Origin of the sequence: Exiguobacterium alkaliphilum 12/1 (assembly GCF_000714435.1) — a bacterium.
Lineage (GTDB): Bacteria > Bacillota > Bacilli > Exiguobacteriales > Exiguobacteriaceae > Exiguobacterium > Exiguobacterium alkaliphilum.
The window spans coordinates 1-16,448 of record NZ_JJMW01000069.1 but is presented as its reverse complement, the minus strand read 5'-3'; the positions used below and the strand labels follow the sequence as shown (position 1 = coordinate 16,448).

14 protein-coding genes, 2 tRNA genes and 1 pseudogene are annotated in these 16,448 nt (G+C 51.0%); 1 reads left to right on the top strand and 16 read right to left on the bottom strand.

The features are described from left to right. Positions 1–103: 103 nt before the first annotated feature. The 16 genes and pseudogenes from RT52_RS14535 to RT52_RS14460 form a co-directional block, all read right to left on the bottom strand. On the bottom strand, positions 104–874 hold the full coding sequence (locus RT52_RS14535; protein ID WP_034818086.1) for a DUF92 domain-containing protein: 771 nt from the start codon (positions 872–874) through the stop codon (positions 104–106). Beyond that, positions 868–1,407: a 5-formyltetrahydrofolate cyclo-ligase gene (locus tag RT52_RS14530; protein ID WP_034818085.1), complete on the bottom strand. Its 540-nt coding sequence runs from the start codon at positions 1,405–1,407 to the stop codon at positions 868–870. Before RT52_RS14530 ends, RT52_RS14535 begins: the two co-directional genes overlap by 7 nt. A 54-nt stretch (positions 1,408–1,461) precedes the next feature. After that, a complete protein-coding gene (gene rpmG, locus RT52_RS14525; RefSeq protein ID WP_255344260.1) occupies positions 1,462–1,626 on the bottom strand; it encodes a 50S ribosomal protein L33 in 165 nt (54 codons plus the stop codon). Positions 1,627–1,727: 101 nt separating this feature from the next. Further along, positions 1,728–3,911: a 1,4-alpha-glucan branching protein domain-containing protein gene (locus tag RT52_RS14520; RefSeq protein ID WP_034818084.1), complete on the bottom strand. Its 2,184-nt coding sequence runs from the start codon at positions 3,909–3,911 to the stop codon at positions 1,728–1,730. A gap of 14 nt (positions 3,912–3,925) precedes the next feature. Next, complete coding sequence (locus tag RT52_RS14515; protein WP_034818083.1) at positions 3,926–4,693, bottom strand: DUF4912 domain-containing protein; 768 nt, start codon at positions 4,691–4,693, stop codon at positions 3,926–3,928. Between the two features lie 117 nt (positions 4,694–4,810). After that, complete coding sequence (phoU, locus tag RT52_RS14510; protein WP_034818082.1) at positions 4,811–5,473, bottom strand: phosphate signaling complex protein PhoU; 663 nt, start codon at positions 5,471–5,473, stop codon at positions 4,811–4,813. A gap of 15 nt (positions 5,474–5,488) precedes the next feature. Next, complete coding sequence (gene pstB, locus RT52_RS14505; protein WP_051690389.1) at positions 5,489–6,250, bottom strand: phosphate ABC transporter ATP-binding protein PstB; 762 nt, start codon at positions 6,248–6,250, stop codon at positions 5,489–5,491. Positions 6,251–6,353: 103 nt separating this feature from the next. Continuing rightward, on the bottom strand, positions 6,354–7,265 hold the full coding sequence (gene pstA, locus RT52_RS14500; RefSeq protein WP_034818081.1) for a phosphate ABC transporter permease PstA: 912 nt from the start codon (positions 7,263–7,265) through the stop codon (positions 6,354–6,356). 1 nt (position 7,266) lies between these two features. After that, positions 7,267–8,210 (bottom strand): annotated as a pseudogene (gene pstC / locus RT52_RS14495) (phosphate ABC transporter permease subunit PstC). 83 nt (positions 8,211–8,293) lie between these two features. Beyond that, the gene (locus RT52_RS14490) at positions 8,294–9,232 is read right to left on the bottom strand and encodes a PstS family phosphate ABC transporter substrate-binding protein (protein ID WP_034818080.1); all 939 of its coding nucleotides are present in this window, start codon (positions 9,230–9,232) and stop codon (positions 8,294–8,296) included. 152 nt (positions 9,233–9,384) lie between these two features. Next, a complete protein-coding gene (locus RT52_RS14485) occupies positions 9,385–11,442 on the bottom strand; it encodes a peptidoglycan D,D-transpeptidase FtsI family protein (RefSeq protein ID WP_034818079.1) in 2,058 nt (685 codons plus the stop codon). A 155-nt stretch (positions 11,443–11,597) separates the two neighbouring features. Further along, positions 11,598–12,206, bottom strand: coding sequence for a superoxide dismutase (locus tag RT52_RS14480; protein WP_034818078.1), 609 nt, complete (start codon positions 12,204–12,206; stop codon positions 11,598–11,600). A gap of 84 nt (positions 12,207–12,290) precedes the next feature. Beyond that, a complete protein-coding gene (locus RT52_RS14475) occupies positions 12,291–13,760 on the bottom strand; it encodes an alpha-amylase (protein ID WP_034818077.1) in 1,470 nt (489 codons plus the stop codon). Positions 13,761–13,873: 113 nt separating this feature from the next. Then, positions 13,874–13,947, bottom strand: a tRNA-Ile gene (locus RT52_RS14470). 7 nt (positions 13,948–13,954) lie between these two features. Then, a tRNA-Met gene (locus tag RT52_RS14465) sits at positions 13,955–14,028 on the bottom strand. A gap of 108 nt (positions 14,029–14,136) precedes the next feature. Then, a complete protein-coding gene (locus tag RT52_RS14460) occupies positions 14,137–15,783 on the bottom strand; it encodes a Na/Pi cotransporter family protein (protein ID WP_034818076.1) in 1,647 nt (548 codons plus the stop codon). Positions 15,784–15,964: 181 nt separating this feature from the next. On the opposite strand from RT52_RS14460, the gene RT52_RS14455 reads away from it, so the two are divergent. Then, complete coding sequence (locus tag RT52_RS14455) at positions 15,965–16,432, top strand: hypothetical protein (protein WP_034818075.1); 468 nt, start codon at positions 15,965–15,967, stop codon at positions 16,430–16,432. The last annotated feature ends 16 nt before the right edge of the window (positions 16,433–16,448 follow it).

The window sequence follows — 16,448 nt, the reverse complement described above, 5'->3', positions numbered from 1 at the left end:
ACATCATTCACAAACACTCAATACAATAGAAACCGTTTTCACTTTGGCAATATTGTGACGAAATTCACATTCGTTTGAAACATCTTCATTCACTGTACTACCCTTATCCGAAGACGAAAAAACAAATCAAGGCGGCGACCGTAATCGAAGCGAAGTTGACCGCATCGTTCCCGAGCCAATGCCAACCTTTGACGTATTCGGTCGCTTCTCCGTGGTGCATCTGCTTCTCGGTCTGCTTTCCACATACTCGGCATCGGTACTTCCGTTGGACGGTCGCGCCGAGCAACGTATCCACGACGCTACCAATCAACCCGAGTGCGATTAACGCGAGCGTCACTTCGAAATCGAGCGTCATAAACGGATAGGTCGCCAACACGATTGTGGCGGCTCCAACAATCGACATGACCGTCCCATATAGTGACACACCGCCGCTCGTCCCCGGTTCGACCGGTCGAAACGTGAGGATGGAGCGCGGCTTTCGCTTTGCGAGCACACCGAACTCAGAGCCCCACGTGTCACTCGTCGCTGCGGCAATCGAAACAATGTAGGCATAGAGCCATGCCTCATTCGACGTGTATGCCATCGCGAGCGCGGTTAACATGCCAATTCCGCCGTTTGCGAGAACTTGGACGTAGTCACGGGGACCGGATTTTTCAACGATTTCATCGACCGGTGCCTTGTCGACGGCACGATACTTCGAGGCGAGCGAAGATGTCGAGAAGAACACGCCTAGTAAATAGAGACCGAACCAGCCGAAACCATAGCCAATCACCGTCCCCGTTACGACCGTCAATACGGCACCGGATAACGTGAGCGACTTCAGCCGGTATCCGGCATAGGCGACCAAGCAGGTTACGAGAAATATGGCTAACATCGAATCAATTCCCTTTCCGACACGATCACTCCGACCGGAATGTCATGCGCTTCAATTGGTATGTCGTCTAACACTTGGACACTGTAGGCAAGGGATAGCGTTTGGCCGGCATACGACGCCAGAAAGCGGTCGTAATATCCCCCGCCCCATCCGATTCGGTAGCCAGAGCGGTTGAACACACGCCCCGGGACGACGCATAAGTCGACGTCACCGTCGATTTGTTGGGTCGTCGGCTCTAATATCCCCATGACCCCAGGTTCGAGGTCATCATAAGACTCGATTCGATGGAACGTGAGCCCCTCTGTCGTTACTTTCGGCACGAGTACCGTTTTTCCTGCCTGCCAAGCTGCTTCAATCAATGGCCGTGTGTCGACCTCAAGTCCGAACGAGAGGGTCAGGGCAACCGCCTTCGCCTCAATCCACTCCGGTAGTCTCATCACGTTATGTACGATGGCGGCATCGGCCTCATCGCGATTAGCTAATTCAGTAATCCGAGCATGTACCGCTCGTCTGAGTGCTTGTTTCGCATCCATATCACTCGCTCCTTTCGAAAAAAAAGGCCGCCACATGAGTGACGGCCAGTCTCATTATTTCACTTCGCGATAAAGCGTGTGACGGCGGAGACGTGGGTTGTATTTGCGCAATTCGAGGCGCTCAGGGTTGTTACGTTTGTTTTTCTTCGTGATGTACGTGCGATCGCCTGTTTCTGTGCAAGCTAGTGTGATTTTAACGCGCATTTCGTTCACTCCCATCTTACTGATGTTGTATCAAGTGCTTTTGCTTTACAGTCTAAGCATACTCAATTATCCTACCAATTTTTTATTGAAAAAGCAAGGTGTTTTCACGTACTTTTTCAAACGTTCTGCTTGTACGGCGAGGCATCGAGCGACAAGCAGTTTGTGACGTTATCTTTGACCGCATAGCGCGAAGCGAGCTCATCGATTGAGACGTCGGCACCGACATAGACGGTGTCCGCCTCGGCAAGGACACTGTTCTCAATTCGATGAATCGCATCGAACAAGCCACCATGACCATGGGGATTGCGCGTCGTTTCAAATGACAACATAGTTGAGTATAACGGAACAGCCAGCGATTTCGCAAGTGAACGTGCCGCCGGAATCGTCATCCAATCAAAATGATGAACGGCTTTGAAACGGACCGCGTTAACGAGTTCATGGACGAGCTTCACGTAACCGACGTTTTGTGCGGCGACTTGATTCATCACATGCTCTAAAAACGGGCTCGTCAAGCGGACGCGATAGACGTGGACGTTGTCATGACGTTCGTACTCGAGCAACCCTTCTTTATAAGGGGTAAGGACATACATCGTTTCACCTTGTTTCGCTCGCGCCTCCACTTCTTCGACGACGCGTTGTCCGAGGCCACCGACGACGTTGCCCGTATATTCTGGAGTCAAGACGAGAATCGCGTCAGCTTCCGCCTCACGTTCTTTCGTCACATAGTAGTCGTGTGGCGAGAGGAACGTGTCGACTTCAAGGTCTTCGTCCTGCAAGAACGGATACGCACGGAAGTGTGCGTCGAGCACCTCGTCTGTCAGCTTATTCTCATAGAGGGCAGTCTCAAGTTCAGCGAAGAGGCGGGTATGTTCACGGAAACGATCCGCTGCATACTGTGCCGTCGTCTGTCCGTCCAAGATGAACGCCCAGTCGCTCGAGACGGCAAGCACATAATGCCGAATCAATTGTTTCAGTGCGCGGTCGGCGAGCGGTGACGTACCTCGATAATCGGCCACGTCTTTGACGAGTTGCGTTTCCATCATGTGAAGGTGCCGTAACATCCATTCGTTGCGCTCGTTGATCCAGACGTCCCCATAGCCTTTACGTCCCCACGTGTTCATCGATACGTGGACCGTCTCAAGGTCTTGGAAATGACGTTCGAGGAACAACGCCGGCGTGATCGTCTCAATCCCGAACTGTTCAAGCCGCTCTGCGACTTGCCCTAAAAACTCAGGTCCTTCGAACCACCAGTGCCCGAACAGCTCCGCGTCAAATGGTGCCGTGACGAGAAACGGTGGGAACGTTTGAGCACCGTGCGCCTCGAGATGCGCTTCGAGCGTCTCGGCGAAGTCGGTCGCATGGTTTGCGATTTGATGTTCCGCCCAATCACGGACGTAATAATCTTTCTCGTCTGTATCGCCGGTGATGCGATGCATCTTCAAGCCGGTATCGAACCGGATCCCTTCCGGATGCATGAACGACTGGATGTAATCCCAATCGCGGTCATAGGCGAGGTCGCGATAAAATTCACGATAGTCCGGGTGACCCGGGTATCCGATCATCGAACTCCAAATTTTACCGGAGATGATTTGGTCGCGTGGGAAGAGCGCCACCCCATGCGGTGAATAGACCGGTGCCCCGATACCTTTGCTCGGTGTCGGGTCGGCATCAAGGAGGGCGTGTTCATCGACGAACGTATAGCGTACCCCTTCCTCGTACAAGATGCGATCGACTCCAGGCGTGTAGGCACATTCTGGCAACCAAATGCCGGTCGGACGGAATCCGTAATGACGCTCGAAGCAGTTCAGACCACTGCGAATCTCGGTTCGGGCGGCTTGGTCGGTGAACAGATGCGGGTTGAACCCATGTGTCGCCGTACACGTCACCATGTCGATGTATCCGTGCTCACGATATGTACGGAACGCCTGGTTCAAGTTTTTATCCCAATGCAGGAACGTGTTCTTCAAATCTTGGTAGCGACGCTCGTAGAAATGGAGCGTGCCGACTTCCGCCTCGCTTCGTTCCCCGGACAGTTCAAGCGCGATCAGTTCGAGCATCTCATCTAAATGGGCGACGTATCGATCTTGGACGAGCGGGTCGGCGAGCATCTCCACGACTGGCGGTGAGATACTGACCGTCCAATTGAGCGGCCGCTTTAAGCGATCGACTTGCCATAAAATCGGGATATATGTCTCGGAGATGGCTTCGTACACCCATCTCTCTTCTAAACGATGTTCTTCTTCATGCCGGACGTACGGAAGGTGGGCATGAAGGACGAGTGAAAAATAACCTGGTTTCATCTAAAAAGTCCTCCTTAGCGCACGAATCGGTATGCAGCGTATTTAGGTAACGTGTCGAGTAGTTCCGGTGATTCGACTTCACCGTATTGCCAACGACGGACCGGTTCGGCGAATCGCCCGACTCCAGCCGGTTCTGCCCGAGGTGTGTCGAGCGGAGTCGAGGCCACGAGCGGTAAGAATTCGCCTTCCATCGTCCGGATGCCAAACTCGAACACGTATGTCGTGTTCGGGTCGAGCGGACGCACGAACCAGCTATTCGTCATTTCCGGCAACTCGAACGTGTATGAACGGTTCGCGTGCCCGCTCGTATAGTCGAGGAGCGTGACGTCTAAGATTCGGAACGCTTTCGGCAAGTCCTCCCACGGGCGCATGAACTGCATCGCCAGCGTCTCTTTCACAGTATCCGACACTTCCCAATAGACGTAAACCGAGTTCGGCGATTGAACGACGGCATGCATCAAATCGACATCGTAACGGTCCGGAAGTTTCCAAAAGCCGTCAGGCGCCTGTTCGAGGAGCGGTGATTGGTGTGACGTGTCAGACTGAAGCGTTGTAGAAACTTGCTTCGTTGATTTTGATTTAGTTGCCTTCTTGCTAGATTTCATCTGTTTCTTCCCTTCGGCCTTTCGTGTCGGTGCGGCCGTAGCTGCTGTGACGTCCCCATGTTGGGCACGCCATTTTCGCCAAGCATATTGGACTTTTCCGATTGGCATGTCTAATTGTTCTGCAATCTGTTTTAACGTAAGCCCTTTTTCCTTCAAGGACACGATTTTCTCTTCCATCTATATGTGGCTCCCTTCCTAAAAAAAATGCATGTAGTTTACTATTCGTCTTTGTTCCGTGATTTCCTGCACAAAAAAAGTAAAGAACAACATGTCTGTTGTCCTTTACCACTTTTGTCACTGATTTAAATCATAATGTTTCCCTTTTTCAAGGAATATCAAATGTTCTCCGAAATTGGTGACGTGGTCACCCATCCGTTCAAGGTAGCGAGCAATGTTCGAAAACTCATAAACATCGTTCGTGCCGACCGTCATGTTCGGAAGATTACCGATGTATTGCTTGATGACCTGCAAATTCAAGTCATCAATCACCTTATCCATCTCGTTCAATTCACGGACCCGGCTCACTTCCCCTTTGCGATAGGCGCGTGTCGCGAGTTCAAGCATATCGATCAATTGTTCGGCCATCTGTTTGAGCGGTCGGATATCGAGGACGTACGGGACGTGCTCAATGCGTGTGACGGCTTTCGCGATGTTCGTCGCGTAATCCGCGATGCGCTCAAGGTCGGTCGCCGACTTCATCGTGACGATCAAGCGACGAAGATCGGTCGCGACCGGTTGTTGCTTCGCAATCAGCAGGATGGCCTCATCATTGATTGCAAGTTCGAGGTCATCGAGCTCATTGTCGTTGTCGATGACGGTCTGGGCGAGCGTGAGGTCGTGTTTTTCAAGCACCTCGATTGCCGTCGCCGTCTGACGCATCGTCAGATTGGCGAGCTTCACTACTTTGTCTTCTAAATCAATCAACTTCGTATCAAAAAATGTGCGATTTTGTGCCATGATTGTCTCCCCTTTTTAACCGAACCGGCCTGAGATGTAATCTTCAGTCCGCTTGTCCGTTGGATTCGAGAAGATTTTGTCGGTCGCATCGAATTCGACGACTTCCCCGTTCAAAAAGAATGCCGTCTTGTCTGACACGCGCGCCGCTTGTTGCATGTTGTGCGTGACGATGATGATTGAATACTTTTCTTTCAACTCTTGGACGAGCTCTTCGACTTTGAGTGTCGAAATCGGGTCGAGTGCCGACGTTGGTTCGTCCATGAGGATGACGTCCGGTTCAATCGCGAGTGTCCGGGCAATACAGAGACGCTGTTGCTGACCGCCTGAGAGACCGTAGGCGTTCTCGTTCAAGCGATCCTTCACTTCGTCCCAAATCGCTGCTCCTCGGAGCGAACGTTCGACAATCTCATCGAGTACTTTCTTGTTTTTGATGCCGTGTGTCCGTGGCCCGTAAGCGACGTTGTCATAGACCGACTTCGGGAACGGGTTCGGCTGTTGGAACACCATTCCGACCGATGTACGGAGGTCTTCGACCCGATAGTCGCGATCGAAGATGTTGCGGCCATGATATAGAATCTCTCCGTTCGTCCGAACAGACGGGATGAGCTCGACCATCCGGTTCAACGTTTTAATGAACGTCGATTTCCCGCAACCGGACGGACCGATGATGGCCGTCACTTCATTCTTTTTAATGTCTAGGTTGACGTCGATTAACGCTTGGTCGTCCCCATACCATAAGTTGAGGTTATTCACGACGTAGGCGCTGTCCTTTTGCATCACCGTCTCAGTCGGTTGAATCGTCGTAGTGTTCACGTTGTGAGCTCCTTTTTGTTCTTTTTGTTTCATCATCTCGAGAGTCCTCCTCGTTACTGCTTCGACATCAATGTCGGTTCGTATACTTGTTCCGGATATAGATTGCGGCCGAGTTCATCGTGATGAGCACGGTCATCAAGACGATGATTCCGGCTGCGGCCAAGTTTTGGAATTCAGCTTGCGGACGGCTCGTCCAGTTATAGATTTGAATCGGCAGTGCCGTGAAGTCAGAGAAAATATTGTTCGGTGTCGTTGAAATGAACGTCGCCGCCCCAATCATGATCAGCGGTGCCGTCTCACCGATTGCACGGGACACGGCCAAAATGATACCGGTGATGATCCCTGGGAGTGCCGACGGCAACACGACGTTGAACGTCGTTTGCCACTTCGAGGCACCGAGCGCGAGCGAGGCGTGACGTAGTTCCATCTTGACGGAACGTAGCGCTTCTTGCGACGCGACGATGACGATCGGTAAACTCATCAGCCCGAGCGTCAACGCCCCGGTCAAGACCGAGTTCCCAAAGCCCGCCGTCCGGACAAAGAACGTGAGACCGAGCAAACCGAAGACGATTGACGGGACACCGGCCAAGTTCGAGATGTTCACTTCGATGAACGACGTGACCCGATTTTTAGGGGCGTATTCTTCTAGATAAATCGCTGCACCGACCCCGACGATGAACACCATCGGTACGATGAGCATCATGAGCCAAAGCGTACCAATCAACGCCGGGTAGAGGCCGGCCTGGGCCGCACGGCGTGACGGGAAGTTCCGTAGGAAGTCGAGGTTGACCCAACCGCCACCTTTTGTCACGACGTCATAGATGAGCGTCGACAAGACGAGTAAGGCGAACACGAGACCCGCCAAAAATACATATTTAAAAATCTCATTTAATCGTAACCGACTCTTGATGCGACGGGAAACCGTCTCATGGTCGATATAGTTCTTTCCATTCTTGAACTCACTGTTCGGCAATGCCATATTAGTACTCCTCTCTGAAGCGGCGCGTCACCCAGTTGGCGAACAAGTTCATCACGAGCGTGAAGACGAACAATAACGCACCGACCGCATAGATACTGTAATATTCAATCGTGCCATATCCGGCGTCACCTTTGGCGATTTGGACGATATAAGCGGTCATCGTTTGAATCGCGTTGAGCGGGTTGAACTCGAAGTTCGGCTGCGATCCACCGGCGATTGTTACGATCATCGTTTCTCCGATGGCACGGCTCATACCGAGCACGATCGAGGCGATGATACCTGAGAGGGCGGCTGGCATGACGATTTTTACGGCCACTTCAAGTCGCGTCGCACCGAGTCCGAGCGCACCGTCACGAATCTTTTTCGGTACGGCGCTCATCGCGTCTTCCGAAATCGAGGCAATCATCGGGATAATCATGATTCCGACGACAATCCCTGGGCTGAGGGCGTTATAAATCTTTAAGCCCGGAATAAGCGCCTGCAAGATTGGCGTGACGAATGACAAGGCGAAAAATCCGAAGACGATTGTCGGGACACCGGCGAGCACTTCTAGAATCGGCTTTAAAATCGTACGTGCCCGTTCCGAGGCGTACTCACTTAAATAAACCGCAGAAGCAAGGCCGAGCGGTACCGCGACGATCATCGCGATGACGGTGATCTTCAACGTACCGGCGACGAGCGCCCAGACGCCAAAGCGTGGATCGGCACTTAGCGGATACCATTCGGTCGACCCGAGGAACTCGCTGACCGGGACACGTTCGAAAAACTTGAACAGTTCAAATCCGAGCGTCAAGGCGATGCCGATGGTCGTAACGACCGACACGAATGCGCTCAAGAATAGTAAGAACGGCATGACTTTATCAAATACGTTCGTCGTACTGTATTTTTTTGTTTATTGGATTCGATCATCTCTCGAATCGAAAAATCTTTGTTTGGTTGATTCATCTCGTGTATCGCTCCCTACCTCTTCATACTAGAAAGCACGGCGAGAAGGCGAGATCGACTCTCGCCTTCCACCGATTGCCTACTTATTCTCCGGCGAGCTCGTCGATGATACCGGCGTTCTCGTCGTAACGTGCCTGTTCCATTCCGACGTAGCCAACTTCTTCCGACAACTCGGCCGCGTTCTCGTTCAAGAATCGTGCGAACGCTGCAACTTGTGGTTTTTCGTTCAATGACGCGTTGTTAACGTACGTGTAAATCTCACGTGAGAGCGGGTAAGACAAGTCGTTGATTGTCTCTTGGTTCGGCTCTACCCCTTCGACCGCCAACGCGCGAAGCGTGCCTTCGTTCTCGATGTAGTACGCGTAACCGAAGAACCCGATTGCACCTTTCGTTCCAGCTACCCCAGTGACGAGGACGTTATCATCTTCTGACAACTGTGCGTCTTGACGGATGTCTGTGTCGTCAAGCACCGCTTCGTTAAAGAAGTCGAACGTTCCAGAATCTTTACCTGGTGCGAAGAATGTGATTTCTTCATCCGGCCAGTCCGAACGAACGTCTTGCCACGTCTTCACGTTCGTGTCTGTCCACATTTTGTTTAACTCATCGATTGTGATGTCTTGTGCCCAGTCGTTCTCAGGGTTGACGACGAGTGAAAGTCCATCAAGTGCGACCGATAGTTGTGTAAACTCCACGCCGTTCGCTTCCGCTTCCGCCGCTTCTTCTTCTTTGATTTCACGTGATGCGTTCGAGAAGTCTGTCTCGCCTGTTACGAAGCGTTTGAATCCGCCACCCGTCCCAGACACACCGACCGTCACTTCAACGTCTGGTTGCTCTGCCGAGAATTCTTCAGCGACAGCTTCCATGATCGGGAATACGGTTGACGATCCGTCCATGACGACTTTTCCTGAAAGTGCGTCACCTTCGGCTGCGCCATTTCCTTCTTCATTGTTCCCACATGCTGCACCTACAAGTGCCACCGAAGTGATTGAAGCGAGTAGTGCCGATTTTTTCATCCAAGACATTTCTGACGTCCTCCTTGAGTTTCCTTTGAATTTGGTTGTAGCTCTGTTGTTCTGTCCTACAATTAACATCCTAATAAACTACTATTAACGAGAAATGAACGGAACGTAAAAGAATTGTAAAGACAAAAAAAGAAGCCACCGAAGTGGCTCCTTTACTGGAGTTGCGCTTGTACATCTTCAAGATTGAAATAGGCCTTCATGATATCGTGGGCGACGCGCGTGTTGACGCCTTCCCCTTCAAGACCTGGCATGATGATGGCCCAAGCGATTTCAGGATTATCGTACGGGGCCCACCCGACATGGTTCGAGTTGAACGTCTTAATCGGTTCTCCGTTCGCATTCCGTTTCGCCTGTCCATCCGGTCCTTCGGCGATGGCTTGCGCCGTCCCGGTCTTTCCGGCCGCCGTCATCCCCGTCTGCTGCAGGATACGCGACGTACCGCTCTCGACACCTTGGCGATACCCTTGACGCACACGTTCGATATATTCGTCTCGAACGTTGACTTTGTTGAGCGCGTTCGGTTGGAACGTGCTGACGACTTGCTTGTTCGCTTCATCGAGCGATCCCGGCTCGATAATTTCTTTCAACAAGTGCGGTTGAACCCGATAGCCGCCATTTGCAAGCGCTGACGTGTACTGGGCCAACTGAATCGGTGTGTACGAGATGTACTGCCCGATCGACATATCCATCAGGAGCGTGACACGGTCCGGCACACTTCTGAAACCAGTCGACTCGAACGGCAAGTCAATCCCAGTCTCGATACCGAGACCGAACTGTTTATAATAGTGTTCCATCGTGTTAAACGCCTGCGTGACGTTGTCTCCGACGATTTGTCCCGTCGAATAGTAGTCCGCGAGACGAAGAGCGATTTGGAACATGTAGATGTTCGACGACAAGGCGAGCGCGTCGAGGTCGTTAATGTTCCCCATGTTACGATATGAAGATTTTAACGACGACCCAATCCGAATCGGGGTGTCATAAATGTATTCGCCTGGGCGAATGACCCCTTCTTCGAGACCGAACGCGACGGTCGCGCCTTTAATCGTTGAACCGATTTGGCTCGCGCGGAGCACGGTACCTGTCGAGACATCTTTGAATTCATTCGTCTCTAAGTCGAGTTCTTGTCCGGACAAGGCAAGCAGTTCACCCGTCTGCGGATTCATTACGACGACAAAGGCACGATCGAAGTTCGGACTTCCTGAACGGCCTGCCCGAATCGCTTTCTTCAAAATCTCATCGACTTCCTTTTGGAACTCGATGTCAGTCGACAAGACGATGTCTTTTCCGGGATTCCCGCTCACGCGCGTCGGCTCTCCGACAGGTTGCCCTTTATACGTCGTGAAGACGTCATAGGCCGGCGTCCCGCGCAACACGTCTTCGTACTGTTGCTCGAGATAAGACGTCCCGACCCGATCGTTCAAGCCATACCCTCTCGCTTGATACGAGGCCCGCTGCTCAGCAGGGATTTGACGATAACTCCCAAGGAAACTTTGGAACGTCTGTCCGAACGGATATTCCCGCTCGTAATACGGTTCGACGCTGACACCAGGCAACAGTTCCAAGTTCTCTTCAATCAAGGCCATCTCTTTCGGTGAGGCCCCGACTTTAATCAGCTGCGGGTCGAGAGCGTAGCCCGACTCCATGTTATGTTTGATGGCGATAATCTCTTCTGTCGCATCATCAAACGTAATCTCTTCATCCGTGATTGAATCGAGCAATAATTGGTCGACGTCCTGATTCGATAACGCCGCCCGCTCTTCCTCGGACAAGTCGGCGAGTAGCGTTTGGACTCGTTCCTGGGACCGCTCTGGATCGATGGCGATCCAATAATCCTTGCGGTCACGCTCTGTCACTTTGCGATCTTTTTCGGGTACGTCCAAAATCTCTGCAAGTTTGAGGGCGACATCGAGCCGTTCATCCGCTTTCGTCACTTGCGAGCGACGATACATGACGGAGTAGTTCGAAATCGTATCCGCGAGCACTTGCCCGTTTCGATCATAAATCTTTCCGCGCGGCACCTCGTATTTGATTTTACTCGATTCCGTCTTCTGGACTTCACGGGCAATCAATTCCCCGTTGACGATTTGGACGACGCCTAATCGGAAGATGAGTGTCGCGAACAAGATGAATACGATAAAGAATAGTAAATTCAAGCGTAACGGAAGGTGGTTGCGCCGTTTTTTCGGTACGTTCACGCGGTTTCTGGCCAATTCCGTTGTCTCCTTCCTCAATCAATTTCTTCTATAAGTATAGGTGCTGTGTTAACTTCTATTTTCGACTCGTTTTTCACTATATCATAATTTGTTTACAAAATAATTAAATGTATAAAAAATCCCGAGATTCGACAGAATCTCGGGAAATCTGGTTATTTCGCGTCTGCGTAGAGCTTCGCCACATAATCCCAGTCGATGACGTGGAAGAATGCTTGGATGTAATCTGGACGACGGTTTTGGTAGTTTAAGTAGTACGCGTGCTCCCAAACGTCGAGTCCGAGAATCGGCTGAACGCCTTCCATGATCGGTGAATCTTGGTTCGGTGTCGATGTGACTTCGAGCTTGCCGTTTTTCACGACGAGCCAAGCCCAGCCTGAGCCGAAGCGACCAGCTGCCGCTTTCGCGAACTCATCTTTAAACGCGTCGAAGCTGCCGAACGCTTCGTCGATTGCTGACGCGAGTTCGCCAGATGGCGCCCCGTTCTCATTTTTCTTGAGCAATTTCCAGAAGAACGAGTGGTTCCAATGTCCGCCACCGTTGTTGCGGACGGCCGTTTGAATGTCAGCAGGAAGTGAATCGAGGTTTTGAAGCAATTCTTCGAGTGAAGAATACTCCACGTCTTTTCCTTCGAGTGCATTGTTTACGTTCGTGACATACGTGTTGTGGTGCTTCGAGTGGTGGATTTCCATCGTGCGTGCGTCAATGTGTGGTTCGAGTGCATCGTATGCGTAATCAAGTTGTGGTAATTCAAATTTAGCCATAACTAAAATCCCCCTTAAATTTGGTGTGAACAACGTTCGTTCTAAATGTAACAGATTTGTGACGGCATTCTCAATTGTAATGCTTTACTCGACGTCCGCTTCCGGCAACGCCCATACCGAGATTGACCCTGCCGCCACTTTAAATACCCCATTTCCGTCTTCATCAATCTCGACAACCGCGTCGACCGTATTCGTCAAGTCGACCCATTTCTCTCCGGCGCGATGTTCCCCGACGAACATCTGCTTCTCAGCCTCTTCCGAGTTCGAGATGATGACGGCGCAGCCGGAGCGCTCGATTTCTTCCACACCGTGTCGGACCCAGCCGATGACATGCTCGTTATCGAAATAGTCGTCTTGTTGGCCATACGCCTTCTCACGACGGGCGTAAAGGAGCGGGTCGATCGCTTCTTTCTTCCCATCGGACGGATGTGGTCCGTTGATGCCGTAGTAATCGCCATAAAACACGCACGGGTAACCGTCTTGACGAAGCAAGATTAGACCGTATGCGATTTGTTTGAACCAATCCTCGACCCATGATTCGAGCGCTTCGGCCGGCTGGGAATCGTGGTTATCAACAAACGTGACCGAGTGGAGCGGGTGTGACTGGACGAGCGTATCGTCAAAAATTGTCCGCATGTCGAACGATTCCCCTTCGACGGACGCGCGCTGCAAGTTGTAATGAAGCGGCACATCGAACAAGTCGACGTGATAATCGATGTTGTCGAGGAAAGCACGGCAATCTTCGAGCTCGGACTTCCAGAACTCACCGACGAGGTAGAAGTTTTCCCCTTTCTCATCTTTCATCGTCTGGCTGAACTCTTTAACGAAATCATAGTTGATATGTTTGATCGCATCGAGCCGGAAGCCGTCACATTTCGTCTCTTCGATGAACCATTTGCCCCAATGGAGCACTTCTTCTCGCACTTCCGGATGGTGATAGTCGATATTGGCAAACATCAAATAATCGTATACCCCGAACTCGTCATCGACGTTATCGTTCCACTTCTTGTTTTCCCCGAGAATGAAGAAGATGCCACTATGTTCCGTCGCCGCATCGTAGTCCGTCCCGTTGAAATGATGGAAGTTCCACTTGAATGAAGAGTATTTGTTATTGCGTGCCTCGTAGTCGAATTTCGTCCACCCCTCGATCTCGAACGGCTCTGCAGACAAGACTTTCGTCCGGTCTTCCGGGTCGACTTCGAGCACGTCAAACTTCTCTGTCGCATCCGCCCCAGCCTTATGGTTCAAGACGACATCCATATACACTTGCATCCCGAGCGACTGGACGTGTTCCGTCGCTTCGAGCAGCTCTTGTTTTGTTCCATATTTCGTGGCGACCGTTCCTTTTTGATCAAACTCGCCCAAATCATACAAATCATAAATGCCATACCCTGTGTCCTCATTGCTCTGACCTTTCGTGACCGGGGGCAACCAGAACGCTGTAATGCCAGCTTCTTTCAATTCCTCGGCCCGTTCTTTCAACCGTTTCCAATGCTTCTGGTCAGCCGGGACATGCCACTCAAAGAATTGCATCATCGTATGATTTCGTTCCATCTCATTCGCCTCATTTCATATTTTTCAAAAAACAAAATGCTAACGAATATTTACCCACGTCTTCGACTTTGAAAACAAAAAAAACAGCTTTCATATAAGAAAGCTGTCAACAATGGACCCTGTAGGACTTGAACCTACGACCGGACGGTTATGAGCCGTCTGCTCTAACCAGCTGAGCTAAGGGTCCTTATGAATAGCGGCGGAGGGAGTCGAACCCACGACCTCACGGGTATGAACCGTACGCTCTAGCCAGCTGAGCTACACCGCCATGTTGTTATACAGTAATAATATACTGAATGATAGACCCACTGTCAATCAAATCAAGAGAACTCGAAAAAAAACCTTCGTCCACGAGTGCGTGGACGAAGGTTCGGCGTTAGACAGTCATTTCGTTGTTAGCATCTTCAAGCGTGATTTCTGTGATGTTCATCGCATGGTCACCGATGCGCTCCAAGTTCGAGAGCATATCGACGAAGAACATGCCGGCTTGGCCGTCACATTCACCCGTATTGAGACGGACGACGTGATTTTTACGGAACTGACGCTCGAGCATATCGAGTTTCGCTTCCATCTCGATTACTTGACGGGCTTCGTTCATGTCCCCGCTAGCGAGTGTTTGAAGCGACTTTTCAAGTGTTGCGCGCGTCAAGTCGTACATTTCCGTCAACTCTTTTTGCGCGTCTTCCGAGAGTGTCACGCGAGTCGCCGTCTTGTAGTCAATCAATTCGATGATGTTTTCGACATGGTCACCGATTCGCTCGATGTCATTGATCGCGTGCATCAACGTTTTGTGTTCTTTTGATTCTTGCTCTGTCAAATCGACCGCAGCGAGTTTGACGAGATAATCTGTGATTTTCGCGTTGAGCGAGTTGAGCGCTTCTTCAATGTGCGCTGACTTTTCAGAGTGTTTCTTGTCGCCAGTCGCCATGTAGTTGCGTGCCTCGTCCAAGCCAAGCTTCGCGAAGTCACCCATGCGAATCACTTCGTATTTCGCTTGTTCGACAGCGATAGAAGGTGATTGTTGGATGAAGATTGGGTCTAAATGCTGTGCCTTCGTATCGACGATTGAATCTTCGCCCGGTACGAGTTTCGTCACCATCCAAGCAATCGCTCCGATGAACCAGAACTGGATGAACGTGTTCGCTACGTTGAACGTACCGTGAGCGAATGCGATTTGCATTTTCGACTCGATGGCGAGAAGGTCTGTGATCCAGAAAATATATTGTGTGAAGAGTGGCAAGATGACCAAGAAGATCACCGTACCAATCAAGTTAAAGATAACGTGTGCCGCTGCTGTGCGGCGTGCCGCCACTGAAGCACCGATTGAGGCAAGGATAGCCGTAATCGTCGTTCCGATGTTGTCACCGAACAATACCGGGAGGGCTGCATCGAGTTCGATTGATCCACCCGCGTAAAGCTCTTGCAAAATCCCGATCGTCGCAGAAGACGACTGAACGAGAACCGTGAATACCGTACCGACGATGACGCCGAGGAACGGGTTTTCACTCATCGATTGTGTCAAATCGATGAAGTATTCGCTTGAACGGAGTGGACGCATCCCGTCACCCATGAGTTCAAGACCGTAGAAAAGTGCACCGAGTCCGAACACGACTTGTCCAAGATGTTGGAACTTTTCTTTCTTAAAGAAGAATAAGAAGACGGCACCGACTGCAATCATCGGAAGTGCGTATGCACCGACATCGAAACCGATGATGAACGCCGTGACGGTCGTCCCGATGTTCGCCCCCATGATGACCCCGATCGCTTGACGGAGCGTCATGAAGCCGGCGCTGACGAGTCCGACCGTGATGACGGTCGTACCTGACGACGATTGAATCAAGACGGTTACGATAATCCCGGCGAGTACCCCGAGAAATGGATTCGTTGTATACTTATCAAGGATGTCGCGCAGACGATTTCCTGCTGACTTTTGAAGGCCGTCTCCCATCGATTTGATTCCGAAGAGGAAGATCCCTAAACCTCCAAAAAACATGAATAACATTTCTTGCAAATTGTATTCCACGATTTTTGTACTCCTTTTGATTGTGAATTGGTTGTGTTTGCTTGGTTGTTAATGCCCTACTCATTATGCCTTCTTCACCCGCCGAATGTAAACACGTTTAATGTTAAGGTTTTATTAAACCACTGTACTCGTTTTTATCTATTTTTAAAAATTGTATTATAACAGATAGGAGTTTCAACTTATGCTTACCTCGACTGCCGCTTTTTTACGCCATAGTCTCGTTCCGACGAAACGAGCGCTCAGACTACGTCTCGCCCCGCTCCACGCTTACATGCTCGCGAGTATCGGCTTCACCGTTCTCGTCACGCTCGTCGATTACATCATATTACAGCCCGATTTCTTCGCGCCGATGTGGCTGTTCTTACACGGCTTCGCTATCTTTTTCTTCTATATGATGACGGTCGCGTTCGTCTCGCTTTACGTCCAGCTCGTCACGAGAATGCGCCAACAGAAGGCTTGGCCGTATCGACAAGCTTGGCCGTATACAGTCGCCATGACGATCGTCCCGATGTTCATCGTGATTCTGCTCTATCATGCCGTACCTGATTGGTTCACTGGCGGACTGCTCATTCTCGTCGTCTATGTCACATGGCCGCTACTTCGTGCACCTGTCCCAAACAAAAGACAACCGAGATCTAGACTGACCTAGCTATATGAGACACTAA